The organism is Prosthecobacter fluviatilis (assembly GCF_055388355.1).
The window spans coordinates 1,730,237-1,753,206 of record NZ_AP043782.1; the positions used below are offsets into that span (position 1 = coordinate 1,730,237).

Sequence of the window (22,970 nt, forward strand, 5' to 3'; positions counted from 1 at the left end):
GCGTATTCGCTTCTCTCCCTTCCGCCATGAAATCACCCGCCGCATTCCTGCTCGCCTGCCTGTCCTTCTCCTCCGCCGCTCTCGCTGAAAACTGGCCGAGCTGGCGCGGGCCCAACCAGGACGGCTCCAGCGGCGAGACCGGCCTGCCTGCGAAATTCAGCCCCACCGAGGGCGTGCGCTGGGCCGCCGACGTGCCGGGACTCTCCGCCTCCGTCCCCGTCATCTGGGGGGACAATGTCTTCATCACCGCCCCCATCGATGCGGAGAAAAAACTCGTGGGCCTGTGCTATGACAAGCAGACCGGCCGCGAAAAATGGCGCACCACCATCAGCGAAGGCTCGGAGATCCAGTGGGATGACAAGAGCAACCTCGCCAGCCCCTCCGCCGTGACGGATGGCGACCGCGTTTTCTTCCTCTTTGCCAACGCCATCGCCGCCGCGTGCGACTTCGAGGGCAAGATCGTCTGGAAGCGCGACTTCAAGGAAACGCACGGCGCCTTCGCCACACAGTGGACCTACGGCAGCAGCCCCGCGCTGGACGGCGGCAAGCTCTACATCCAGGTGCTGCAGCGCAACGAGGCCTTCAAATTCCAGGACAAGTTTGAAAAAGGCACCGCCGGCAAGGACATGAGCAGCTACATCCTCGCCGTGGACCCCGCCACGGGGAAGGACCTCTGGAAGCACATCCGCCCCAGCAAGGCCAGCACCGAGTCTCTGGAGGCCTTCAGCAGCCCCATCTTCACCACCTACAAAGGCCAGCGCCTCATGCTCATCTCCGGCGGTGACACCCTCACGATCCACGACGCCGCCACCGGCAAGGAGTTCTCCCGCATCGCCACCTGGAACCCGCCCGGTGAAGGCTACAACAAGTTCTTCCGCCTCGTCCCCTCCCCCGTCGTGGGCGAAGGCATGGCCATCGTCTGCGCACCCAAAAACTCCCCCATCTTTGCCATGCCGCTGGATGCCAAAGGCGAGACCAAACCCGTCTGGCAGACCGAGCCCAAGGGCGTGACCAGCGACGTGCCCACCCCCGCCTTCTACAAAGGAAAATTCTACGTCCTCGACGGCGGCAGAAAGACCCTGAGCTGCCTGGAGCCCAAGACCGGCAAAGTCGTGTGGACCGGCGAACTCGGCGGCAAGACCAAGTTTGAAAGCAGCCCCACCGTGGTGGACGACAAAGTCTACTGCATCAACTTCTGGGGCGAAGTCTATGTCGCCAAGGCCAACACCGACCAGTTTGAGCTGCTCGGCATGAACGAAATGGGCAACGGCACCAAGCCCAACGGCAACGCCTCCAGCGTGCGCGCCAGCGTCGCCATCAGCGACGGCTGCCTCTTCATCCGCTCGCAGGACAAGCTGTACTGCATCGGCAAGAAAGTGCAGGCGGCTCCTTGAGTACGAGGAGCCATCCCGCCGAACCAGACTTCGTCCCATGACTGAGCCCGCAAGGAGGTCACTCCTCTACCGTTGCCGGCTGTTATTGAACGTTATTATTTTTTTGGCTGGCTGCGTTCTTTGTCTCATATCTCTTACGCTCCCAACTCGCGGCTCCGGGCCTGGAGCCCCGCTTGAAGGCGTGGCAGAGGGAATACTACTGCTCTCAGGACTCGGACTGCTGCTCATCGGTGGTCTGCTCTTGTTGTTTCGCATGCGCCCTCCAGCCAACGAGTTGCTGGGAGATCAGCTGACGTCAGATCATATCCTGCTTGTTACTCAGCACACCGGCGTGGTTTTTCCACCTGCCGCAAAACTGGTGGGCCTGTGCCTGCAAGACGCCTCTTCTTTGTCGGCAAACGTGGCCTCCAAGTTCGAGCTGCCGGATTCCTGCCGTGACGCATTCATGCAGAACTCCATTTTTTCGGCGGGGCTTGAACGCAGTCCACATTATGAGCTTGGCTCGGCCACGACGTGGTGGCGGCGTGGCCGTCTGGAGTCCCGCATTGATCGTGTGCAGTATCTGCCTAGCGGCACCTATGTCGAATGCAGTGTCGGACTTGAAGACAACTGCACGGTTGTTTATGTCTCATGGGGCTAGCTCAGTCACCTCCTGCATCCTGACAAGAGTGGCATCGCTCCAGGATCAGGATCAAACTGGAATCAAATCAGGATCATGATCCTGAGCCTAGGAAGGAAACAAGTCCCCCAGGGGGGGGAAAAGCATTTCCACTGTCTGCCATGGATGCGCGCAGGAGTTCGCAGGTGAGCTTGGTTGCCCAGATTGCGCCTCCTCCTTCACCGTAAGCGACGCTCCAGGCTCAAATGAGGCTCATGAGCTTCATACTTCCTCTTGGCAGACAGGATTGACGCCAACACCCCGTAGATCATACTCCCTTTTATGCTTTACCGCGCCCTCGCCCTTCTCGTCACCGCCGCCTCCTTGGCCCACGCAGCCCCTGCTGAACACGTCATCCTCATCAGCATCGATGGCTGGGCGCATCAGTACTTTGATGATCCCAAGTGCCACATGCCCACGGTGAAGGCACTGGCGGCCAAGGGCGTGCGGGCGAAGCGTATGGAGTGCTCCTTCCCCACCGTGACCTGGACGAACCACACCACGCTCGTCACCGGTGTGCATCCGGGGAAGCATGGAGTGCTGGCCAACGAGTACTTCGACCGCACCACCCGCAAGAAGGTGCCCCTCATTCCCGACCCGATCTTCAACAAGGACGAGATCGTCAAAACCCCCACCATCTACGACGCGGCCAAGGCCGCCGGCCTGACCACCGCCGGAGTGATCTGGCCCGCCTCACGCGGAGCGAAGACTCTGGACTGGACGGTGCCGGATGTGTTTGAGCAGGAGCTCTTCGAGAAATACGGCACCCCTTCCCTGCTGGAGGAAGCACGCGCCGCTGGCATCCCCATCGAAAAGCAGAACGAGTGGTGCAAGCTGGGAAATCCGGGCAAGGCGCACCGCGACTACATGTACTCGCAGCTCGCGCAGCACATCATCAAAAAGCACAAGCCGAACTTCCTCGCGCTGCATCTCGTCAGCCTCGACTCCTTTGAGCATGCGCATGGCCGTCAGGTCTCGGAGGCCTACTGGGCCGCCAATGATTCCGACAACCGCGTGGCCGACATCGTGCGCGCCACGGAAGAGGCCGGCATACGTGACAAGACGGTCTTCGTCATCACCACTGACCACGGCTTCGTCACCTTCACCAAATCCATCAACGCCAACGCCGCGCTGAAAAAGGACGGCTTTGTCAAAAGCGTGCTGGGCAAGAGCCTCGCGCCCGACTCCCAGGTCTTTGCCATGGCCGAAGGCGGCGCCTGCTTCGTCTATGTGCTGGATGCTGCCAATCGTGACAGCATCCTGAAACAGATCACCCCAACGCTCGGCAAACTGGAAGGTGTGGAAGGCGTCGTCGAGGCGAAGGATTTCGATGCCAAGCTGCACCACATCACCGCCGCCAAAGATGGCCGCGAACCCGACCTCGTGCTGCTGGCAGGTGACGGCTACACCTTCACCGACTCCCTGGCTGACAACGACGTCATCATCCCCAATGATCCGCCCAAAGGCGCGCACGGCCACTTCCAGCTCGACCCCAATCTCTACGGCGGCTTTGTCATCTCCGGCGCCGGTGTGAAGCAGGGCGCGGTGGTCGATGAGATCAAGAACATCGACGTCACCCCCACCATGGCCAAACTCCTCGGCATCCCCTTCCCCGGCGCGGATGGCCGCGTGCTGGACGAGGCACTGGTGAAGTAAGCGCCTTGGCTCATGGACAAGGACCGCCGGGCTCAGTCAAAACAACGCCTGCGCAAGGTGTTGGATGACCGGCCACGACGGATTCAAATGCTGCTGGAACGGGGATTGATCAAAAATGCGTCGGAGATTCCTGCCGATGCCATTCCGATCGATCCTGAGCTTTCGACGAAGGCCACCCTTTGCATCCCGGCTGTTTGCTATCAGGACATCGAGTTTGTCTGCAGCGACTGCGGCAGGCCTGACTTTTGGTCTGCCGGTTCACAGCAGCATTATTTCGAGATTTCCAAAGCCTCCCCCTACCAGCAACCCAAGCGCTGCTACGATTGCCGGCAGAAGAAGCTGGCAAAAAGGCTTCAGGCAAGAGCCGACTCCGGGTACACGCCCTCTTGATCAGACACTTTGTGGTTAAGGTTGATGCGCAGGGCGGAGTGATGAGGGACCAAGATGGTCCCTCTCCTCCAATCCACCCAGAGCCTCCGGCAGGAGTGGGATCATCCTGATCCCAACACACTCCGTGCTCGCACTCAGTTCCGCGCCGGAAAGACGCGGCTTTCTTCTTCGGTGAGGCCACATCCATCGGCGCTGCACCAGGGGATCAAGATGATCCCCCTCCGTTTCCTACAACATTCCCGGCGTGTAGCGCGGGCGGCTGTCCACGCTGGTGCCGATCTGCTGGCGCATGCGGGTGTCATCCAGGGCGCGGTCCACGCAATCCTGCAGCGCGCGGGAGGTCAGGTCCCGCAGCAGGGGCACGGGCGAGCCACTGCCAGGGCGGTAGGCATTGCTCTGGCGCTCGCCTTCATAGACCTTGGTGAAAACGACCCGCCCGGAGGCGGCATCCACCACATTCACACGGATGCGCGCATAGCCATAGGGATGCACCAGAAGCTGCGAGCGCAGATCCTGAATCTCCCCGGTGAGGATAAAGCGGCCCTTCACCTCAGTGGCCAGCATGCCGCGCTCCTCCAAGGCGTAGGCAAAGGCGTTGCGCACCACATCCCTCACAGGCAGGCGTGTCTGGATGGTGTCCACCGAAGGGCCGATGGGCAGCCGCACATGGCCCAGCACCTGGGCCTTCTCACCGCGCTTGTCCTTGAACTCCCCCACGGCGAAGTCGGGGTTTCCCCGCACCATCAGGCCCGGCTGCGGCACATAGTCGAGGCTGACGACCGATGAATTGGAACAGGAAGAGAAGCTGAGGCTGGCTGCGGCTCCGAGGAGAATGGCTGAAAAGCACCGGAAGTTCATCATGGTTATCATTAGAACGCCCTTGGACGCGAATCAATGTGGTAGATTCACCTGGAATCTCAGCGAGGGGAAAAAAACAACCCTGCCGGAACTCGGAGCTCAGGAAAAAAACCCCCAAAACCTGAATCCAATTAACCCGGCAGGGTTGATTTATTGAATATATTCGGAAACAGCTTCGCCATGCAATACCAAAAAGTTTTCCATCGAAAAAAGACGTGCCTTATCCCCCTGCTGGGTATCGGCATTTTAGCCCTGCTGCCTTCGGTGACTCACGCACAACTGGGCCGCGCCGTGCGCCAGGTCATCGTCTCCCAGGCCGCCACCTGGACCTCCAACACTGCCAGCATGCAGTGCTACCAGCGCGCCTCCGCCGGGGCTCCATGGCAGGCCGTGTTTGAGAAACCGGTGCCGGTTTTGCTGGGCAGAAAGGGCCTCGCCTGGGGGCGTGGCGTCTTCAATCCCCCCCAGAACGGCATCCCCCCCAAGGTGGAAAAAGACTGGCGCGCCCCCGCCGGCGTCTTCCAGCTCGGCTCCCTCTTTGGCTACGCCCCCACCCCGCCCGGCGGCGCCCGCTGGCCCTACATCCAGGTCGGCCCCTGGGACGCCTACGTGGACGACTCAACCCTGCCCCAGTATTACAACCGCCACATCCGTATCGATCCCCGCCAGGGCATTCCGCCGTGGTTTGAGAAGCAGAAAATGCGCCTGGGAGACGCCGCCTACAAGTGGATGCTGGAGATCCGCCACAATCAAAATCCCTCCGCCCCCGGCTACGGCAGCGCCATCTTTTTCCATGTGCGACGCGGCCCGGACAAGCCCAGCGCCGGCTGCACCACCATGGCGGAAGGAGACCTTACCCGCCTCCTCCGCTGGCTCGATCCCTCCGCCTCTCCGCATTATGTCCTGCTGCCCAAGGCCGACTACGCCGCCCTGCGTGGGGCTTGGGGACTGCCGTAGGTTGTTCGCAAAGCAAATTAGACCAGTTGCGGCGCAACTGGTCTACTTTACCGCCCCGTGCTCTTGATCGCCTTCTTGAGCCACTCGCCTTCTTCTTTCCATGGCGAGGCATTCCGCAGTTCCGCCACGGTCATGGGCAGACGGGCGCTCCAGTTGCTGTCGGCGGCGATGCCGGGGACGTTGAAGCGGTCTTCCAGGCCGTAGAGGTCCGTGAGCATGAAGGCGGCAAAGCGGGCGTTGCTCGTCAGCAGCGCCTCCAGCAGCGCGTGGCGGATGTGGGCGTCGTATTCCGGCCAGCCTTCGGAGGAAAAGCGCAGTCCGGCGAATTCGGCGAGATCTCCCAGCTCCTTGTTGCCCACGGCCTGCTCGGCTTCATCGCCGCTCATGGCATCGCGGCGGCGGTGCTCCCAGAGCGTTTTCATCGGTTCATGATCGTGCGTGGCGTAGGTGGCAAAGGCGCAGTTGTCATACGTGCTGCCCATGACGACGCGGCCCTGGTCGTTGTGCTCCCACTGGCTGACCTTGAAGCCGGGGATGTCCAGGCTGAGCAGGTGCGGGCGCACATAGTCGGGCACGGTGCCCAGGTCTTCGGCCACCACCTCGGCCTTGCCGGCTGCGGCGTCCAGGATCATGCGCAGGTACTTGTCCCCGTTGGCCAGATTCGCGGCCTTGTGCTCGGGGGTGTCGTCGGCGTTTTCGATGTAGTGCGGCAGGCGGCCGCCGGTGAGGGCCATGGCCTCGTCATCGGTGAGATAGCAGAACTCCGCATTTCGCGTGGGCCGCCACGGAAAGCTGTAGATGCGGTAAAAGCCCAGCACGTGGTCGATGCGGAAGATGTCGAAGATCTCCGTCAGCTTCTGGGTGCGCTGCCGCCACCACTGGAAGCCGCCCTGCCCCATGACGTCCCAGCGGTAATGCGGGATGCCCCAGTTCTGCCCCCAGTGCTGCACAAAGTAGTCGTCCTTGAAATAGGTCTCCGGCGGGGCTCCGCCGCACCATTCCAGGTCAAACTGGTCGGTCTTGAAAAACACATCCGCGCTGCACCAGGAGATGCCAAAGGGGATGTCTCCCATGAGCTTGACGCCCCTGCCATTGGCGTAGGCGCGCAGCTCCCCCCACTGGCTGAAGCACAGCCACTGCACGTAGGCGTGGAAGAGGATGCGGTCGTCGATCGCATCCCCCTGCGCCTCGCGCCAGGCGCGGGCCTTGGCGGCGGTGTTCAGCTCATCGCGCCAGTTCGTCCAGTCCTCGTGCCCGTGCTCCTCCATCAGCACCTTGAAAAGGCAGAAGTCATCCAGCCAGGCCGCCTCCCGCGCGCAGAAGGCTTCAAACTCCGCCATGCGCTCCGCCTGGCTTTCGATCTGGCTGAAGCCGCGGCGCAGCAGGTTGTTTTTCAGCCGCCGCACCTTGGGGTAGTTCACCGAGCCCTGGCGCAGCAGGTCCACGCGCAGGATGCCGGTGACGGTGCTGTAATATTTCTCATCCAGCTCCGGCACCGCTGCCGGGGAGAGATCCAGCGTCAGGTAGTCCAGCGCCACGGAGCTTATGGCATTGTAGGGGCTGCTGTCGCTGCCAGTGGCGTTGATGGGCAGAAACTGCACAAAGCCGAGGCCCGTCTCTGCCGCCCAGTCAATGAGCTGCCGCACGCCGCCGACGTCGCCGATGCCGAGATCCTCAAGGGTACGCAGGGCAAAAACGGGGATCAGAATACCGGCGCGGCGTGGCTGAATGGATGGCATGGGCGGCTGAGGATGACCAGAATGACAATGTTTGGTGGCTGTCTGCTGCGATTTGGGTAACTTCGCAAGCGTATAAGAGCACGATGCGTTCCCAATCCCTCACGTTGCTGCTGTTTTTCTCCATCTCCGCCCTTTCGGCCGCGGAGACGAAAGAGCCACGGGTCATCGATTTCCGAGGGCCGCCGCACAACTACCTGGAATGGAAGCCCAAGGACCGCTTTGCCGAGCTGCAGGAAAAGGCGCAGAAGGGCGAGGTGAAGCTGGACACCTCAAATGACAAGGCCTTCCTCACCAGCCTGCTGCAGGCGCTCGACATCCCCGTCAGCTCGCAGATCATGGTGTTTTCCGCCAGCTCCCTGCAAAGCGAGATCATCAATCCGCGCAATCCGCGCGCGCTCTACTTCAACGAAGACACCTACCTCGGCTGGGTGCCCGGCGGACTGGTGGAGATCATCGCCGCAGACCCGGAAATGGGCCCCATGTTCTACGTCTTTGACCGCCTGCGCCCCGGCGGGCCGGTGCCCAGGGTGACGCGCTCCACCAAGTGCATGAACTGCCACGCCGGCAATGCCACGCGGCGGCTGCCCGGCCTCATCGCCGAGTCCCTGCTGGTCTCCCGCGCAGGCTCCAGCCTGGAGACCTACCGCCGGGATGTGCAGGGGCACCAGATCCCGCTGGAGGACCGCTTTGGCGGCTGGCACCTCACCGGCCAGCACAACATCGCCAACCACAAGGCGAACGTCATGGGCATCCCCAATGCCGGCAAAAACGAGATCACCCCCGTGAATCCCGGGCAGTTCTCCGACCTCAGCCTGCACCTGCTGCCCACCAGCGACATCCTGCCCAACCTGACGAACGAGCACCAGATGGGCTTCGAAAACCGCCTCGTCTATGCCATCTACACCGTGCGCCAGCTCAAGAGCGAGGGCAAAGGCATGCTGGGCGCAGCAGCCAAGGAGGAGATCGAGGAGCGTGCACAGGAGCTCGCACGCTACATCACCTTTGCAGACGAGGCCAAATTCCCCGCCAAAGGCATGGTGGGAGACCCCGCCTATGTGCAGGATTTCCTGCGCGACCGCAAAGTCTCAAAGGCAGGCCTGTCCCTCAAGGATCTCGACCTCAAGACCCGCATGTTCAAGCACCGCTGCAGCTACATGCTCTACACGGACACCTGGAAGCACGCCCCCAAGGAGCTCAAGGAGCGCGTCTATTACCACATGGCCCTCTATCTGCGCGAGCAGCCCGACGCCCAGCACGCCCACATCCCGCCCGCAGAGCGCGCCGCCATCCGCAGCATTCTCAAGGACACCCTGACAGACCTCCCCGTGTGGTGGCGCTAGCGGCGTGCCCGCCGCCAGCACTCAGCGGCCGCCCGGCTGAGGCGGCTCCGGCTTCTTCTCATCCCTGCTCTGCAGCTCAGTCGGCACCTTGCTGCGCCCGGAGGGCACATGGCGCTTTCCATCGGGGGTGACTTTGGTGGCGAGGTGCGCGCCGAAGATCAGGAACCCTCCGCCCAGCACGGCAAACCCCGCGACCCTCAGATTGTGCGGACTGCACAGCCTCACCAGCTGAAACACTGTCGTCTGCACCCAGCGGTACTGCCAGGCCTTCTGCCAGACATCCGCAGGCACCACGCCCTGCACCAGCGGGCGGCCCACCCACCCGGGGCCGAGCACGACCACATTCATGAGCGCCTGCACCGCAGCCTCGGCCTTCCAGTCGCAGGCCTCTTCCGGATGCTCCAGCCGCCGCAGCCAAAACGTGCGGCACTCCGGCGCCAGTTCGCGAAGCGCCAGGCCGCGGGCGATGCCCGCCTGCAGCCTTTCGCACTTGGCCGCATACCCCGGGGTGGCCAGCGCGCCCTCCAGCTTGCGCAGCATGGACTGGGCCACAAAAGGCTGGTGCAGGGCCACCAGCCCCGCCGCCTGGAAGAATACATCCGCCGTGTGTGGAGAGAGCACCTCCGCCAGGCATTCATCCAGCTTTTGCACCAGGAGCACGATGCGGGTGGGATGGCCGGCGCGCTCCAGCTCTGCAAGCGCCTCCAGCGGCAGATCGGTGCACCCGGCCAGCAGCAGCCACTGCAGCAGGCAGGCGGGCGTGTGTGAGCCAAACAGCCCGGCCTCTCCCTGAAAGGCATCCTTGAGAATGCAGTCCAGGGCCTGCGGCGGGATGCCGCACTCCACCACATCTGCGGCGAGCGCCTTCAGCGCCATGGCCACGTCATCGGACGTGCGCTGCCCGTCCAGCAGAGCCCGGTCCAGCGACTCGATGGAGTAGGACCACTCCCGCGGCCAGTCACGCTCAGGCCGCCTCTGCACCGGGGGCTTGGGCGCAGGCGGCTGCAGGTGGTACGGCAGCTCCGGGGCCCTGCCCTCTCCCCAGGAGGGAGAAAGCGGGGGCGGCACGCCGGGTGCCTCCGCCGCCGCAGGCGCAGCCTCCTCCTCTTCCGGCAGCGCTTCCAAATCATCCGCCCCCCAGTCCTCGTCTTCATCTGCTGAGGCAGCACGCCTTTGCAGCCACTGCAGGGCCTGCTCATAGGCCGTGCGGAGCCGCTGAAAGCCCTCCGGGTCCGCATCCGGGCGGTGAACCTTGAGCAGTCTGGCATACGCGCTGCGCACCTGCTTTTCATCCGCAGTGTCAGCACTCAGGCCAAGGATGCTCCAAGGATCAGCCATCATTGTCGCGGAAGAAAGGGGCCATGAAAGTGTCAAGATCCTGCGCCGCAGCGGCGATTTGCTCACGCTCCTGGGTGATGAGGGCCGCCTCAAAGGCTTCGAGAAAGCCCTCCAGCGAGCGCCGCATCTCCCCGGAGAGATCGGCATACAGGCGGTTCGCACGCTCGATGCGCGCACGGTTTTCCGGCAGATCCGCAGGGTTTGTCTTCAGCGGCTGCAGCTTGCGCAGCGCTGCGGCGATCTGCTCCGCGCTCAGGATGCCCGGGCGCTGCTCAAAGACTTTCGTCACCTTTTTCCCGGTTTCCTTGATGGTCACCTCCACCTCGAGGATGCCGTTCATGTCATAGCTGAAGCGCACATCCACCTGGCCTGGATGCTTCTGGCCCGGGCGTGCGCGCAGCCCCTGGATGAGCAGCTTGCCGATGTTGCGGTTGTCCTTCACCAAGCGGCTTTCCCCCTGGTACACCTGCACGGCCAGCTCATCCTGCTCTGGAGTGAGCGTGCTAAAGCACTCGCTGCGGCTGCAGGGCACCATGGTGTTGCGCTCGATGATCGGGGCAAAGAAGCCATTCTCCCGGTGCCCGCGCACCAGCTCCTTGGTCGTTTCAATCCCCAGCGTGTGAGGGCACACGTCCGTGAGCACCAGGTCTTTGACGGCGGAATCCCCCGCCACCAGCGCCTGCTGCACCGCAGCCCCGAGCGCCACGACGCGGTCCGGGTCCAGCGTGCGGGAGGGCTCCATGCCCAGCAGGTCCTTGAGATCTTCATACACCACCGGCATGCGGCTGGCCCCGCCGACCAGCAGCACGGCATCGATCTGTTTGGGAGTGAGCCCCGCATCGCGCATGGCCCGGCGCACCACGGGCCGCAGCCGCGCCGTGATGTCTGCCGTCGCAGTGAGCAGGTCATCCCGCGTGATCGGCGCCTCCTTGCCATGCAGGGTGATCGTGGTGCTGGCCTGCCGGGTCAGCTCGCGCTTCAGCAGCTCCACCCGCTCGCGCCAGCGCCGCGCATCTCCGGCGGGAGGGCTCCACTTGAACTCACGCTCGATCCACCGCGCCAGGGCATCCGTGTAATCCTCCCCGCCCAGCCGGCTCTCACCAGAGGAGGCCTTCACCTCCACCACCCCTTCAAACGACTCCAGCAGCGTCACATCAAACGTACCGCCGCCCAGGTCAAAGACCAGCAGCGTGTTCAGCTCGTCATTGGCACGGTAGCCGTAGGCCAGCGCAGCAGCGGTGGGCTCATTGAGCAGGCGCAGCACTTTCAGCCCGGCGATCGCCGCCGCATCCACCGTGGCCTGCCTCTGCAGATCATGGAAATAGGCGGGCACGGTGATCACTGCCGCGTCCACCGGGGCCTGCAGCTGCGCCTCCGCGATGCGCTTCAGCTCCCGCAGCACCAGCGCGGAGCACTCCACAGGCGACCACTTCCGCCCGCCAAACTCATACGTCGTGTCGGTGCCCATGTCCCGCTTGAAGCATGCCTGCCCGGAGTCCGGCGCAGTCACCAGCCGGTCCTTTGCGGCACGGCCCACCAGCAGCGTGCCGTCCTCCGCTGCGGCCACGACAGAAGGGATCAAATCCTCCCCCAGTTCATTTTTCAATGTCACCGGCTGTCCGTCACGGAGGATGGCCACCAAGCTGTTGGTGGTGCCAAGGTCGATCCCGATCATAGCAGAAGAGGAGGTTGTGATTTGTGGCCTACCGGCTCAGCTCCAGCATGCGCAGGATGGGCTTCTCCGCACGCTTGCGCAGCTCTTCATCCATCTCCACACGCGGCGTCAGGTCGCGCAGGCAGTCGTGCAGCTTTTGCAGCGTGTTCAGCTTCATGTAGCGGCAGTCGGCGCAGGCGCAGTGGCCCGTGGGGCCGGGGATGAATTTCTTGCCCGGCACCTCGCGCTCCAGGCGGTGCAGCATGCCGCTTTCCGTGACGATGATGAACGTGCTCGCGGGACTATTGCGGCAATAGCCGACCATCTTCTCCGTGCTGCACACCTCATCCGCCAGAATGCGCACGGCGTAGGTGCACTCAGGGTGCGCCACCACTTTGGCGTCCGGGTATTCGTCCTTGATCTGCTGGATGCTGTCCCGCGTGAACTCCACATGCACGTAGCAGGCGCCCTTCCACAGGTCCATCTTGCGGCCCGTGCGCTCCATGACCCATGAGCCCAGGTTCTGGTCAGGCACAAAGAGGATCGGGCGATCCTTCGGCGCAGCCTCCACGATCTTGTCCGCGTTGCCGCTGGTGCAGATGCAGTCGCTCAGCGCCTTCACGTGGCCGCTGCAGTTGATGTAGGCGATCACGTAGTAGTTCTTGGCCGCGTTCGCCTTGAGGAAAGCCTCCAGCTGCGGGCCGGGGCAGCTCTGCTCCAGCGAGCAGCCCGCATTCGCATCCGGCAGCACCACGATCTTGCCCGGGTTCACGATCTTGGCCGTCTCCGCCATGAAGTGCACGCCGCAGAAGACGATGACGTCCGCCTCCGTCTCCTTGGCCTTGTAGGCCAGGCCGAGAGAGTCCCCCACAAAGTCGGCGATCTCCTGGATGGCCTTGTCCTGGTAGTTGTGCGCCAGGATCACGGCATTGCGTTCTTTTTTGAGGCGGAGAATTTCTTCGGTAAGGCTGGGGGCGGTGGTGGCGACCATGGAAATGAGATGAAGAAGAGCGTAAAACGGAGCGGAAAGTAAGCAAGAGGGGAGTCGGGGTGGTCAATGGGAGTTCGTCCTCGTTCTCGTGCTCCTACTCGTCCTCGATCATGATACGCCCGCTGAGTGCTGCGGGATCGAGAAGCCGAAAATGGCCAGGTGAGCGTGCCCATTTGTCATTCCGCATTCGACATTCCCCCTTCATCATTCCAAAGTTCCCGCGTGACCCAAAAACAGCCCCACCCGCTCCTCGACCTCGCGCTCACCGTCATCCTACCCTCCATCGCGCTGGAAAAACTCAGCGCCCCGGAGCGGCTCGGGCCGCTGTGGGCGCTGATCGTGGCGCTGCTCCTGCCGCTGGGCTTTGGCATCTGGTGCTTCATGCAGAAGCGCGGGCTGAACTTCTTCTCCGTGCTCGGCCTCGTCGCCGTCATCATCACCGGCGTGCTCGGCCTGTGGAATCTGAACGCCACCTGGTTTGCCGCCAAGGAGGCCATGTTCCCCATCTTCCTCGGCATCGCCTTCCCGCTGAGCCACCGCTGGGGCAAGCCGCTCATCAACGAGATGCTGCTCAACCCGCAGGTCATCAACCAGCCTGCCCTGCATCAGGCGCTGAACACCCCGGAGAAGCACCACCAGTTCGCGCAGCTTCTCAAAAAAGCCTCCTGGGGCATGGCGGGTACCATGCTGCTGTCCTCGGCCATGAACTTCGCCCTCGCCCTCTACCTGCTGGGAGACAAGGCCCCCGGCAGCGAGGAATACACCCAGGCCATCGGCCGCCTGAACTGGAGCGGCTTCCTCGTCATCGGCATCCCGCTCATGGGCGTCACGCTGGCCCTGCTGCTCTGGCTGCTGCGCTCCATCACCGCCCTCACCGGTCTGGAGCGCGACGATCTGCTGAATCAGGGCACCACCGTGCGCAAGCAGGTGAACAACGGCTGATTTCCTTCTTAAAAAACGTTTGCTCAAACCTCCGAGGCCGTTTATAGACTTCGCCCCCGGACTCGCGCGATTAGCTCAGTGGTAGAGCATTACCTTGACATGGTAGGGGTCACAGGTTCGAACCCTGTATCGCGCACCATCTTCGATTGAAGATTTCAGTCCACCTCCCATGAACCAGCAAATTTGGAGTGCGGTCGCGGAGCGAGGAACGAGCGCAGCTACCGCTTTCCGCAGGCCTGCTGACATACGAATGCCAGAAAGCATTCCAAAGCAGACGTTGATCAATTCGCGCAGACCAGTCACCACACGTGCGCCACGAGACGCTCGAAAGCGGCAGCTACACTCGTGCCTCGTTGCGCAGCCGCACTCCAAATCCACTCCCTACCCCACCAGCGGAATCTGCGGCACGGTGATGGTGAACTCCGTCCCCTTCCCCGCCTCACTCGCCACCGCCACGGTCCCTTGATGAGCTTCAACGATGGCCTTTACCAAACTCAGCCCCAGGCCAAGACCGCGCTGCGTGCGGCTTTTGTCGCCACGGTAAAGCCGGTCCCAGATGTGCGGCTGGTCGCTCGTGGGAATGCCCATGCCGCTGTCACGTATCCGCACAGTCACGGCGTTGTCAGCGCAGGCGCAGGCCAGATGCACCGTGCCGCCCTCGGGCGTGTACTTGAGCGCATTGTCGAGCAGATTGGCAAAGGCCTGGCTCAGGCGCGTGGGGTCCACGGAGGCCTGGCAGTCGGGCGCGAAGTCGGTGGTGATGGTGATGTGCTTCTCCTCGCTGATGAGATCGTACAGCTCGATCACCTGCTGAAGCAGCGCTGGGATGGACGTCAGCTCGCGGTGCAGCTTCATCATGCCCGCCTCGGCTTCGCTGATGTCCATCAGCGCCTTGAGCATGGTGAGCACGCGATCGGATTCCTCCACGCAGTCCGCCAGCGCCTCGCGCGCGACGGGATCGGGCGTGGTCTGCACGGCCGCCTCGGCGGTGGCGCGCAGGCGGGTCAGCGGCGTGCGCAAGTCGTGCGCCACATTGTCCAGCGCATGGCGCATGCCCTGGATGAGCGACTGGTTCTTGTCCAGCAGGCGGTTGAACTCGGTGGCCAGCTCCTCCAGCTCTGCTTGGCTCACATGGGCGGTGACGCGGGCGGAAAAGTCCCCGGTGTCTGAAATCGTACGCGCGGTGTCCACCACATCACGCACGGGCTTGGTGGCACGGTGCGCAAAGAACGCACCGCCCAGCACGGCCAGCAGCAGCGTGGGCGTCATCACCAGCAGGAAATTCCGCCGGAAAGGCTGCAGCACGGTCTCACGGCTGTTCGTGCTGCGCCCCACCTGCAGGACGGAGCCGTCATACAGACGCGCAGTCGCCACCGTGAGGTCCCGCTCCTCGTCTTTCGGGATGCGCAGCCAGTCGAGGTTGGAGGCGTCTGCCTGAGACTGAAACGCGCTGGCGTCCGCCGGCAGCCAGTCATTGGGCACGTTGACAAAGACCACACTGCCGAGACTGCCGGTGACGCGCACAAAGAAGGACTTCGACTTGCCTTCGTCTCTGCCGTTGAGCTGCACCAGATTCCGCAGCGCCGGCAGCCCCCCGCTCGCATACACGGCGGCGCATTCCTTCAGCCGTGCCTCGATGACTTCGCGGTCCTTCCTCTCCAGCGCGGAGGCCAGCAGCACGTACAGCAGCCCAAACAGCACGACCGCGCTGAGCGTGAAGATCAGCGCATAGCCGAGCGTCAGCCGCACGGCAAAGCTGCGGCCCCAGGACTTAGGCAGGTTTGAAGACATAGCCGACTCCGCGGATGGTTTGAATGAGCTTCACCTCGAAGTCCTTGTCCAGCTTGGCGCGCAGGCGGTGCACCAGCACGTCCACCACATTCGTCTGCGGATCAAAGCTGTAGTCCCACACATGCTCCAGGATCATCGTCTTGGTGACGACGCGGCCCGGCGTGCGCATCAGCAGCTCCAGCAGGGCAAACTCACGGCTTTGCAGCTCGATGCTCCGCCCCTCCCGCCTCACCTCACGCGACAGCAAATCAAGGGTGACCCCCGCAGCGGTGAGCGTGGTGGGCTCCACCGTATGCGTGGCGCGGCGGATGAGCGCCTGCACCCGCGCGAGCAGTTCTGAAAACGCGAAGGGCTTCGTCAGGTAGTCATCCCCGCCAGCCTGCAGCCCCTTCACGCGGTCATCCACGCTGGCCTTGGCGCTGAGGATCAGCACGGGCGTGTTCACCTTCTCCCGGCGCAGCTGCCGCAGCAGCGAAAGGCCGTCCAGCTTCGGCAGCATCAGGTCCAGCACGATGCAGTCGTACGTCACCGTGCAGGCCAGGTCCAGCCCGCGCTCGCCATCGGTGGCGGCATCCACACCGAAGCCATTTTGCTTCAGCCCGTTGACGATGAACGAGGCGATCTTGCTGTCATCTTCGATCACTAAAATGCGCATGGATGGCTGGGAAGTTCTCATGACTGATTAGCGGTGATGAGAAGGATTGTCCAATGGAGGCGGAAGTAGTTCGGGCAATCCTGCCCGAAGAAGAGCGCCCTCGCTGCGGGCAGGATTGCCCGCGCTACCTTCTGGAAAAAAACCCGCCCCGGCACTTTCGCACCAGGGCGGGCCGCGTTCACACACGATCGCTCGCTCACACATTAGCCCGCCTTGCTTTCATCCACGACGATGAAGCGGGTGCCGCCCTGGCTCCACACCTTCACCAGCGTGACCATGTTCTCCGGCTTGGCACACAGGGCGGTGGCCTGCTCGGCGTCTTTGACGGGATGGCGGTTGATCTCCAGGATCACATCACCCTCACGCAGTCCCGCCTCATAGGCCACGGAGTCCTCGTCCACAGAGGCGACCACGGCCCCCTTGATATGGGAGGGCACCTTGAGCTGCTCACGCGTCGCCTGGTCCAGGTCTGCCACACCCACGCCGTGCAGGGCGTCATCTTTGTTGCCAGCGGCAGGGGTGGCGTCCGCCACCTTGTCTCCGGGCAGCTCCTTGACGGTCACGGTCAGGTTCACCGTCTTGCCATCGCGCAGCACATTCATCGGCACGGCCGCGCCTGGCGTGGTGGAGCCCACCTGCAGCTTCAGGTGCCGGCTGTCCTTCACCGTCTTGCCATTGAATTCAGTGATCACATCACCGCTCTTCACACCCGCCTTGTCAGCAGGGCTGCCAGGATTGACGGCCGAGACGAGGGCGCCCTTGGCTCCGTCCATCTTGAACTGCTGCGCCAGCTGCGGGGTCAGGTCCTGGATGTTCACCCCCAGGAATCCGCGGTCCACACGGCCCGTGTTCACCAGGCTCTCCATCACCCAGCGGGCCAGGTTGGTGGGCACGGCAAAACCGATGCCCTGATTGCCTCCGCTGCGGCTCAGGATGGCAGTGTTCATTCCGATCAGGCGTCCGTCCACATCCACCAGCGCACCGCCGGAGTTGCCCGGATTGATGGCAGCGTCCGTCTGGATGAAGTCCTCATAGTCCAGCCCCAGAGTGGCGCGGCCTTTGGCACTGATGATGCCGGTCGTCACCGTCTGCCCGATGCCAAAGGGATGCCCCACGGCCAGCACCGTCTCTCCCACCTCGATCTTGTCGCTGTCCGCAAAGGTGATGGCAGGCAGGTCCTTGGCCTCGATCTTGACCACGGCCACGTCCGTCTTCGGGTCACGCCCGACCACCTTGCCGCTGAACTCGCGCCCATCGGTCATGGAGACCTTGATCGTGCTGGCGTTTTCCACCACGTGGTTGTTGGTGAGGATGTAGCCGTCCTTGCTCACGATGATGCCGGAGCCAACGCCCTGCTCCTTGGGCATGTGGCGGCGCTGCTGCGGCTGCTGCATTTCATCCGGGAACTGGAATCCCGGGCCAAAGAAGCGGCGCAGGTCCATGCCGCCGGGCAGCTCCATGCGGCTGACCTTGGCCTCGCTGGAGACCGCGATCTTCACCACGCTGGGAGCCACAGCTTTGACGATGGGTGCAAAGCTCGGGTAAGCCCGCCCTGCGGCGGACAGAGGGGCATCGCTGACCTGGATGCTGAGAGGGTCTGATTTGCCGGCAGCCCCGTCTTTCGCAGACGTAAAGGCCATCAGCGAAGCGCTCAGGACGCACACAGAGCCGAGCACGACCGTGCGCTTCCAGAGTGTCTGATTGGAGGATGAGGTTTTCATGGATGTTGTTGGGTTATGGATTGGGGTGGATTGATTTCCGCCCAACAAAAACACCCGCCCCGTGGCCTTTGCGTTACCGGAGCATTACAAGCGTGTAAGGTTTGCTCAGTGGTACGATGGATCGGCTTCGCCAGTCTCGCCAAGCCTCGGCTCTCCTGTCCGTCGATCAGCGCTCACTCAGGCCGCCTTGTCATCGAACTGGCGCAAAGTCCTATCCACCAGTCCCACTGCTTCGCCGAAACACAGGGGGAGCAGGCAGGATGCACCGCTGTGGCAGGTGTGGGTGTCTGCGGACGGGCTGTCCTGCCGTAAAGGAGCAGCGTGAGCGTGGAGTGTCTGCGGTGCCGCTGATCGACGGACAAAAGTGTCCATCGTACTGGCTCACGCCAGAATCTCACTCACCACCCGCGCCTGCGGATTCTCCACCAGCACCTGTTCAGTCCCGTTGCGGCGGTAGCTGAGGTGCTTGGCGTCGAGGCCGAAGAGGTGCAGCAGGGTGGCGTGGTAGTCGTAGTGATTGACGACGTCCTTCACGGCGTGGTGGCCGAAGTCGTCGGTGGCGCCGTGGATGTGGCCGGCCTTGAAGCCGCCACCGGCCACCCACATGCTGAAACCGTAGGTGTTGTGGTCGCGGCCCACGGTGCTGCGGTCCTTGGAGCCGGAGCGATTCTGAATGACGGGCAGTCGGCCCATCTCGCCGCCCCAGTGCACGATGGTGGTGTCCAGCAGTCCACGTTGTTTCAAATCGATGACGAGGGCGGCAGCCCCTTGGTCCACATACTGGCAGGCGGCAGGCAGCGCGGTGCGGATGTTTTGATGATTGTCCCAGGTCTGGTTTCCGGTGAAGAGGGAGACGCAGCGCACACCGCGCTCCACCAGACGGCGGGCGATGAGGCAGCGGGTGCCGAACTCCGCAGCGGCGGGATTGTCCAGGCCGTAGAGCTTCTTGGTGGCGGCGCTTTCCTGATCGATGTCGAGCGCCTCCTTGGCCGCCGTCTGCATGCGCGCGGCGAGTTCAAAGCTCTGAATGCGCGCCTCAAGATCCGCCTCACCAGGGCGCGATTCAAGGTGCTCCCGGTTCAGCCGCTGCACAAAATTGAGGTACCGCGACTGCGCATCGCCCTTGAGGCTGAGCGGCGCGTCGAGATTGGGAATGCGCGGCTCCTTGGGCCGGATGACGGTGCCCTGATACAGCGAGGGCAGCCAGCCGTTGCTCCAGTTGTCCACACCGAGCACGGGCAGGCCGCGCGGGTCGGTGAGCGCCACATACGCGGGCAGGTCCTGATTTTCCGTGCCCAGCCCATAGGTGAGCCAGCTCCCCAGCGTGGGGCGGCCGCCGGTCACCTGGCCGTTGAGCAGCGCATAGATGGACTGCCCGTGGTTGTTCACCCCGGTGTGCATGGAGCGGATGAGCGTCACATCATCGACGATGTTGGAAAAGTGTGGCAGCAGCTCGCTGACATCCATGCCGGACTGGCCATATTTCTTGAATTTCCACGGGCTGCCCAGGCACTCGCGGCTGGCGCCGGCAGCATCGTCGTATTTCACCTCACCGGGGAAATCCTTGCCGTCGTACTTGGTGAGTTCGGGCTTGGGATCAAACAGGTCCATGTGGCTCGGCCCGCCCTGCATGAACATGGAGATCATCGCCTTCGCCTGCCCAAAGCCGTGCGGCATCTTAGGCTTGAGATCGAAATGCTTGGGCCCGATCTGCTCCGGGCTGGCGAGGAGGTTCTGCTCCTTCAGCAGCGTGGCCAGGGCGATGCCGCCAATCCCGTAGGCGGAGCGGTTCAACATGGAGCGGCGTGAGAGCATGACCTACCTACGCAGCGAGTGGGGCGATTCTTCCTGCTATCCCTTCACCACGCTCCGGATCTCTCCCTGCGCCAGCCGCGTCACGATTTCCTCCCCCGGCTTCACCTCAGCAGCGTCCTTGAGCACCTTCCCCTCCGCATTCGTGGCGAAAGAAAAGCCCCGCGCCAGCACAGCCTGCGGGCCGATGTGTTTGAGCAATTCCGCGCGCGACTGCAGCCTGTCCGCCAGGCGGTCCAGCCGATGCTGCAAGCCCTGCTGCAAGCGGCGCCCACTCGTTTCCGCACGGTGCACGGCTTCGGTGAGTTGTACGCGGGGGTGATGCGCGGCCAGGACATGCTGCTTCTGCGTGAGGTCATCCGCCCACGCCTGCAGCCTTTCGCGCAGACTTTCACGCAGGCGCTGCTCTTGCTCGTCCACGCCCTGCTCCGCCTGCTGCAGCAAACGGTCCGGTGCATGCAGCAGCGGGCCTTTGGCCGTCAGCTCGATCACGTGCTGGTGGTGCTCCAGCAGCGTGCCCACCCGCGCCTTCAGCGTGCGGGCGATGCTGTCAAAATGCCGCTGCAGCTCCGCGCTGTCCGGTGCCAGCAGCTCCGCCGCCGCGCTGGGCGTGGGCGCGCGCAGGTCGGCCACAAAATCCGCGATGGTGAAATCAATCTCATGCCCCACGGCGGAGATGACCGGGATGGGACAGGCGGCGATGGCCCGCGCCAGCACCTCCTCATTGAAGCACCACAGGTCCTCCAGGCTGCCACCGCCGCGCCCCACCACAAGGGTGTCCGGCACCGGCAGGCCGAAGTCCTCCGCATCTCCCAGCACCCGCAGCGCACGCACGATCTCCAGCTCCGCCCCCTGCCCCTGCACACGCACGGGAAAGACGAGCACCCGCACCCACGGCGCACGCCGCGTCAGGATGTTGAGCATGTCTTGAATGGCCGCACCTGTGGGCGAGGTCACCAGCGCCACCACGCGTGGAAAGCGCGGGATGGCGCGCTTCCTGTCCCCATCAAACAGCCCCTCCGCATGCAGCCTGCGCTTCAGCGCCTCAAAGCGCTCCTGCAGCGAGCCTTTGCCCTTCGCCTGCACCTGCTTCACCACCATCTGGTACTGACCGCGCGGCTCATACACGCTGATCTCGCCATGCACCTGCATCAGCGCCCCGTCCTGGATGCGCACGCTGCTGCGCGCCGCTGCTCCGCGAAACATCACGCAGCTCAGCTGCGCACCCGCGTCCTTCAGCGTGAAGTACTGGTGCCCGGAGGACTGCAGGCGGTGATTGCTGATCTCCCCCTCCACCCACACGGTGCCGATGCGGCTTTGCAGCACGTCGCGGATTTCGCGCGTGAGCTGGGTCACAGAAAGGACATCAGGGTCTTCGGGCATGGTTGCGATGTCATCGGCTGGGATGAAAGGAAAGTCCAGCCATGCGGGTGGAAATGACGAATGAGTAAATCCGAATGACTAAAGAATGACAAAGCCCGAATCACGAATCCAGCCATGAAGAGAGCCAAAGGCTGAAACAGGCGGCCAGCGCCTTTGCCTTAACTTTCGAGCTTCGGCATTCGGCCTTGTTTCGTCATTCGGATTTACTCATTCGGCATTGCACGACTCTTCCCATCCAGCCCTGACACCCCCTGCCCTCTGTCTTAGAAAACCAGGTGCCACAGCCAGCCGACCATCCCCGACGCCACCGACCACCAGCAGCGCGCCACCTCCATGAAGCCCAGCCCCGGCGCAGGCGACGAGGCAAGAAAGAGCGCGATCAGCAGAAAGGCATTGATCAGAAAGATCAGCATCATCGAGAAAAACTCCCCGTTGCGCTTCAGGTCCCCCTGCTCCGCGATCACCGTCTTCACCGTGTAGGTGGCATGAAAGCACCAGGTCAGCCCCACCAGCGCGTATAGAAAGCGCAGCGGCTTCAGGTGCACCGTCCACTTCCACACGTGCACGGCATGCGACTGCTGCATGTCCAGCGCCAGCCCCACGATGCCAAACACCAGCATGATCACCAGGGTGTAAAACGGGATCAGATACGGAGCCAGGGTGATCCAGGTGTTCGACTTGTCCGTCTCCACATAGCCGCCCTCGGCGCTGACCTTCCAGTCAAAGATGCGCCCCCCAAAAAGCCGCGCCGTCAGGAGGTGGCTGAACTCATGGCCAAACACATACGCCGTCACCGGCCGCACCCCGGCCAGGTAGGCCACGGCCCAGACCACGCCGCCAAAGGTGAAAAAGATGAATTCCTCTGACTTCAGGAAGTCCATGCGCGCCACCGCACGCCACAGCATCATGATCAGCGTGATGGCCGTCACCAGACATGCCGGGGCCAGCACCGCACCACCAATCCAGCGCTTGGTCATCAGCAGCCAGCGATCACGATGCGCATCGTGTCGGTTCTTGATGCCAGCAGGGCGGTTGCGGGTCTCATGAAGATGTCTGCGAACGTTCGCGGTGGACATGGGAATGATGAGTTGTTTAACCTTTCTTAAACATCTTCACAATTTAAATGTGAATATGTGAATAATAATGTGTGTAATTCTCACAACTTCTCACAGGTAATTAACAAAACGGTCAGCACCACAAAGCCAATAGTCACTGCCACCCAGGACTCTCGTTCCGGCCTGCACCACCCGAGAGTCAATAGCCGGGCCGACCACGCACCGAGGTCGCCCAGGCGCTCCCCCAGAAAGCTTTCAGTGAAACGGTTCACTTGCGGAAAATGAAGTACACTGCCCCGCACATGCAGAGCGCCGCCCACACGTAGTCCCACTTGAAGGACTCCTTCATGTAAAAAACCACGAAGGGAATGAAGACCGTCAGCGTGATCACCTCCTGGATGATTTTGAGCTGCGGCAGGCTCAGCGCCGTGCTGCCGATGCGATTGGCCGGCACCTGCAGCATGTATTCAAAGAAAGCGATGCCCCAGCTGATCAGGGCGGCGATGAACCACGGCTTGCTCTTCAAGTCCTTGAGGTGCGCATACCACGCAAACGTCATGAAAATATTCGACCCCACCAGGAGTCCCACCGCTTTGATCACAGGCCAGTTCATGCTTGCATGAGAGCATAGGAAAG

Annotated in this window: 19 protein-coding genes and 1 tRNA gene; 8 read left to right on the forward strand and 12 right to left on the reverse strand. The window is 62.9% G+C overall.

Annotation, left to right across the window (positions count from 1 at the left end; translation table 11 throughout):
* Positions 1 to 26 precede the first annotated feature (26 nt).
* The 4 genes from ACZ5WW_RS06690 (at position 27) to ACZ5WW_RS06705 (ending at position 4,098) form a co-directional block, all read left to right on the forward strand.
* Entirely contained in the window at positions 27 to 1,394 is a 1,368-nt protein-coding gene (locus ACZ5WW_RS06690; protein ID WP_377170781.1) for an outer membrane protein assembly factor BamB family protein, read from the forward strand.
* 37 nt (positions 1,395 to 1,431) lie between these two features.
* Positions 1,432 to 2,034, forward strand: coding sequence for a hypothetical protein (locus ACZ5WW_RS06695; protein ID WP_464694219.1), 603 nt, complete (start codon positions 1,432 to 1,434; stop codon positions 2,032 to 2,034).
* Between the two features lie 300 nt (positions 2,035 to 2,334).
* Positions 2,335 to 3,708: an alkaline phosphatase family protein gene (locus ACZ5WW_RS06700; RefSeq protein ID WP_377170777.1), complete on the forward strand. Its 1,374-nt coding sequence runs from the start codon at positions 2,335 to 2,337 to the stop codon at positions 3,706 to 3,708.
* A 12-nt stretch (positions 3,709 to 3,720) separates the two neighbouring features.
* Entirely contained in the window at positions 3,721 to 4,098 is a 378-nt protein-coding gene (locus ACZ5WW_RS06705; protein ID WP_377170775.1) for a zinc-ribbon domain containing protein, read from the forward strand.
* A gap of 228 nt (positions 4,099 to 4,326) precedes the next feature.
* On the opposite strand, the gene ACZ5WW_RS06710 is transcribed toward ACZ5WW_RS06705, so the two are convergent.
* On the reverse strand, positions 4,327 to 4,959 hold the full coding sequence (locus tag ACZ5WW_RS06710; protein ID WP_377170773.1) for a hypothetical protein: 633 nt from the start codon (positions 4,957 to 4,959) through the stop codon (positions 4,327 to 4,329).
* A 177-nt stretch (positions 4,960 to 5,136) separates the two neighbouring features.
* Between ACZ5WW_RS06710 and ACZ5WW_RS06715 the strand changes: the two genes are divergently transcribed.
* On the forward strand, positions 5,137 to 5,913 hold the full coding sequence (locus ACZ5WW_RS06715; protein ID WP_464694220.1) for a L,D-transpeptidase family protein: 777 nt from the start codon (positions 5,137 to 5,139) through the stop codon (positions 5,911 to 5,913).
* Between the two features lie 47 nt (positions 5,914 to 5,960).
* On the opposite strand, the gene ACZ5WW_RS06720 is transcribed toward ACZ5WW_RS06715, so the two are convergent.
* Positions 5,961 to 7,652, reverse strand: a complete 1,692-nt coding sequence (locus ACZ5WW_RS06720) for a 4-alpha-glucanotransferase (protein WP_377170769.1) — start codon at positions 7,650 to 7,652, stop codon at positions 5,961 to 5,963.
* A gap of 83 nt (positions 7,653 to 7,735) precedes the next feature.
* Between ACZ5WW_RS06720 and ACZ5WW_RS06725 the strand changes: the two genes are divergently transcribed.
* Entirely contained in the window at positions 7,736 to 8,992 is a 1,257-nt protein-coding gene (locus ACZ5WW_RS06725) for a hypothetical protein (RefSeq protein ID WP_377170767.1), read from the forward strand.
* 21 nt (positions 8,993 to 9,013) lie between these two features.
* Here the strand turns inward: ACZ5WW_RS06725 and ACZ5WW_RS06730 are convergent, their stop codons facing one another.
* The 3 genes from ACZ5WW_RS06730 to nadA are packed head-to-tail and all read right to left on the reverse strand — an operon-like array spanning position 9,014 to position 12,975.
* The gene (locus ACZ5WW_RS06730; RefSeq protein ID WP_377170765.1) at positions 9,014 to 10,333 is read right to left on the reverse strand and encodes a J domain-containing protein; all 1,320 of its coding nucleotides are present in this window, start codon (positions 10,331 to 10,333) and stop codon (positions 9,014 to 9,016) included.
* Complete coding sequence (locus tag ACZ5WW_RS06735; RefSeq protein WP_377170763.1) at positions 10,323 to 12,005, reverse strand: Hsp70 family protein; 1,683 nt, start codon at positions 12,003 to 12,005, stop codon at positions 10,323 to 10,325. The genes ACZ5WW_RS06730 and ACZ5WW_RS06735 overlap by 11 nt, the downstream gene beginning before the upstream one ends.
* A gap of 28 nt (positions 12,006 to 12,033) precedes the next feature.
* Complete coding sequence (nadA, locus tag ACZ5WW_RS06740) at positions 12,034 to 12,975, reverse strand: quinolinate synthase NadA (RefSeq protein ID WP_377170761.1); 942 nt, start codon at positions 12,973 to 12,975, stop codon at positions 12,034 to 12,036.
* A gap of 222 nt (positions 12,976 to 13,197) precedes the next feature.
* Between nadA and ACZ5WW_RS06745 the strand changes: the two genes are divergently transcribed.
* Both ACZ5WW_RS06745 and ACZ5WW_RS06750 read left to right on the forward strand, forming a co-directional pair.
* Entirely contained in the window at positions 13,198 to 13,917 is a 720-nt protein-coding gene (locus tag ACZ5WW_RS06745) for a VC0807 family protein (RefSeq protein WP_377170759.1), read from the forward strand.
* Positions 13,918 to 13,981: 64 nt separating this feature from the next.
* Positions 13,982 to 14,056 (forward strand) — tRNA-Val (locus ACZ5WW_RS06750).
* A 242-nt stretch (positions 14,057 to 14,298) separates the two neighbouring features.
* Here the strand turns inward: ACZ5WW_RS06750 and ACZ5WW_RS06755 are convergent.
* From ACZ5WW_RS06755 to ACZ5WW_RS06785, 7 genes are all read right to left on the reverse strand, one after another.
* Positions 14,299 to 15,708, reverse strand: coding sequence for a sensor histidine kinase (locus ACZ5WW_RS06755; protein WP_377170757.1), 1,410 nt, complete (start codon positions 15,706 to 15,708; stop codon positions 14,299 to 14,301).
* Complete coding sequence (locus ACZ5WW_RS06760; RefSeq protein WP_377170756.1) at positions 15,689 to 16,363, reverse strand: response regulator; 675 nt, start codon at positions 16,361 to 16,363, stop codon at positions 15,689 to 15,691. Before ACZ5WW_RS06760 ends, ACZ5WW_RS06755 begins: the two co-directional genes overlap by 20 nt.
* 203 nt (positions 16,364 to 16,566) lie before the next feature.
* On the reverse strand, positions 16,567 to 18,084 hold the full coding sequence (locus tag ACZ5WW_RS06765) for a DegQ family serine endoprotease (RefSeq protein ID WP_377170754.1): 1,518 nt from the start codon (positions 18,082 to 18,084) through the stop codon (positions 16,567 to 16,569).
* 381 nt (positions 18,085 to 18,465) lie between these two features.
* Positions 18,466 to 19,899, reverse strand: a complete 1,434-nt coding sequence (locus tag ACZ5WW_RS06770; RefSeq protein WP_377170752.1) for a DUF1501 domain-containing protein — start codon at positions 19,897 to 19,899, stop codon at positions 18,466 to 18,468.
* Between the two features lie 36 nt (positions 19,900 to 19,935).
* Positions 19,936 to 21,279 (reverse strand): exodeoxyribonuclease VII large subunit, encoded by a 1,344-nt coding sequence (gene xseA, locus ACZ5WW_RS06775; RefSeq protein ID WP_377170750.1) that lies wholly within the window; start codon positions 21,277 to 21,279, stop codon positions 19,936 to 19,938.
* Positions 21,280 to 21,542: 263 nt separating this feature from the next.
* On the reverse strand, positions 21,543 to 22,355 hold the full coding sequence (locus tag ACZ5WW_RS06780) for a hypothetical protein (RefSeq protein WP_377170747.1): 813 nt from the start codon (positions 22,353 to 22,355) through the stop codon (positions 21,543 to 21,545).
* 247 nt (positions 22,356 to 22,602) lie between these two features.
* The gene (locus ACZ5WW_RS06785; RefSeq protein ID WP_377170745.1) at positions 22,603 to 22,947 is read right to left on the reverse strand and encodes a DMT family protein; all 345 of its coding nucleotides are present in this window, start codon (positions 22,945 to 22,947) and stop codon (positions 22,603 to 22,605) included.
* Positions 22,948 to 22,970: the final 23 nt, after the last annotated feature.

Coding starts and splice junctions, on each gene's coding strand:
- ACZ5WW_RS06690 (WP_377170781.1), top strand. CDS start 27: ATGAAATCACCCGCCGCATTCCTGCTCGCCTGCCTGTCCTTCTCCTCC.
- ACZ5WW_RS06695 (WP_464694219.1), top strand. CDS start 1,432: ATGACTGAGCCCGCAAGGAGGTCACTCCTCTACCGTTGCCGGCTGTTA.
- ACZ5WW_RS06700 (WP_377170777.1), top strand. CDS start 2,335: ATGCTTTACCGCGCCCTCGCCCTTCTCGTCACCGCCGCCTCCTTGGCC.
- ACZ5WW_RS06705 (WP_377170775.1), top strand. CDS start 3,721: ATGGACAAGGACCGCCGGGCTCAGTCAAAACAACGCCTGCGCAAGGTG.
- ACZ5WW_RS06710 (WP_377170773.1), bottom strand. CDS start 4,959: ATGATGAACTTCCGGTGCTTTTCAGCCATTCTCCTCGGAGCCGCAGCC.
- ACZ5WW_RS06715 (WP_464694220.1), top strand. CDS start 5,137: ATGCAATACCAAAAAGTTTTCCATCGAAAAAAGACGTGCCTTATCCCC.
- ACZ5WW_RS06720 (WP_377170769.1), bottom strand. CDS start 7,652: ATGCCATCCATTCAGCCACGCCGCGCCGGTATTCTGATCCCCGTTTTT.
- ACZ5WW_RS06725 (WP_377170767.1), top strand. CDS start 7,736: ATGCGTTCCCAATCCCTCACGTTGCTGCTGTTTTTCTCCATCTCCGCC.
- ACZ5WW_RS06730 (WP_377170765.1), bottom strand. CDS start 10,333: ATGATGGCTGATCCTTGGAGCATCCTTGGCCTGAGTGCTGACACTGCG.
- ACZ5WW_RS06735 (WP_377170763.1), bottom strand. CDS start 12,005: ATGATCGGGATCGACCTTGGCACCACCAACAGCTTGGTGGCCATCCTC.
- nadA (WP_377170761.1), bottom strand. CDS start 12,975: ATGGTCGCCACCACCGCCCCCAGCCTTACCGAAGAAATTCTCCGCCTC.
- ACZ5WW_RS06755 (WP_377170757.1), bottom strand. CDS start 15,708: ATGTCTTCAAACCTGCCTAAGTCCTGGGGCCGCAGCTTTGCCGTGCGG.
- ACZ5WW_RS06760 (WP_377170756.1), bottom strand. CDS start 16,363: ATGCGCATTTTAGTGATCGAAGATGACAGCAAGATCGCCTCGTTCATC.
- ACZ5WW_RS06765 (WP_377170754.1), bottom strand. CDS start 18,084: ATGAAAACCTCATCCTCCAATCAGACACTCTGGAAGCGCACGGTCGTG.
- ACZ5WW_RS06770 (WP_377170752.1), bottom strand. CDS start 19,899: ATGCTCTCACGCCGCTCCATGTTGAACCGCTCCGCCTACGGGATTGGC.
- xseA (WP_377170750.1), bottom strand. CDS start 21,279: ATGCCCGAAGACCCTGATGTCCTTTCTGTGACCCAGCTCACGCGCGAA.
- ACZ5WW_RS06780 (WP_377170747.1), bottom strand. CDS start 22,355: ATGTCCACCGCGAACGTTCGCAGACATCTTCATGAGACCCGCAACCGC.
- ACZ5WW_RS06785 (WP_377170745.1), bottom strand. CDS start 22,947: ATGAACTGGCCTGTGATCAAAGCGGTGGGACTCCTGGTGGGGTCGAAT.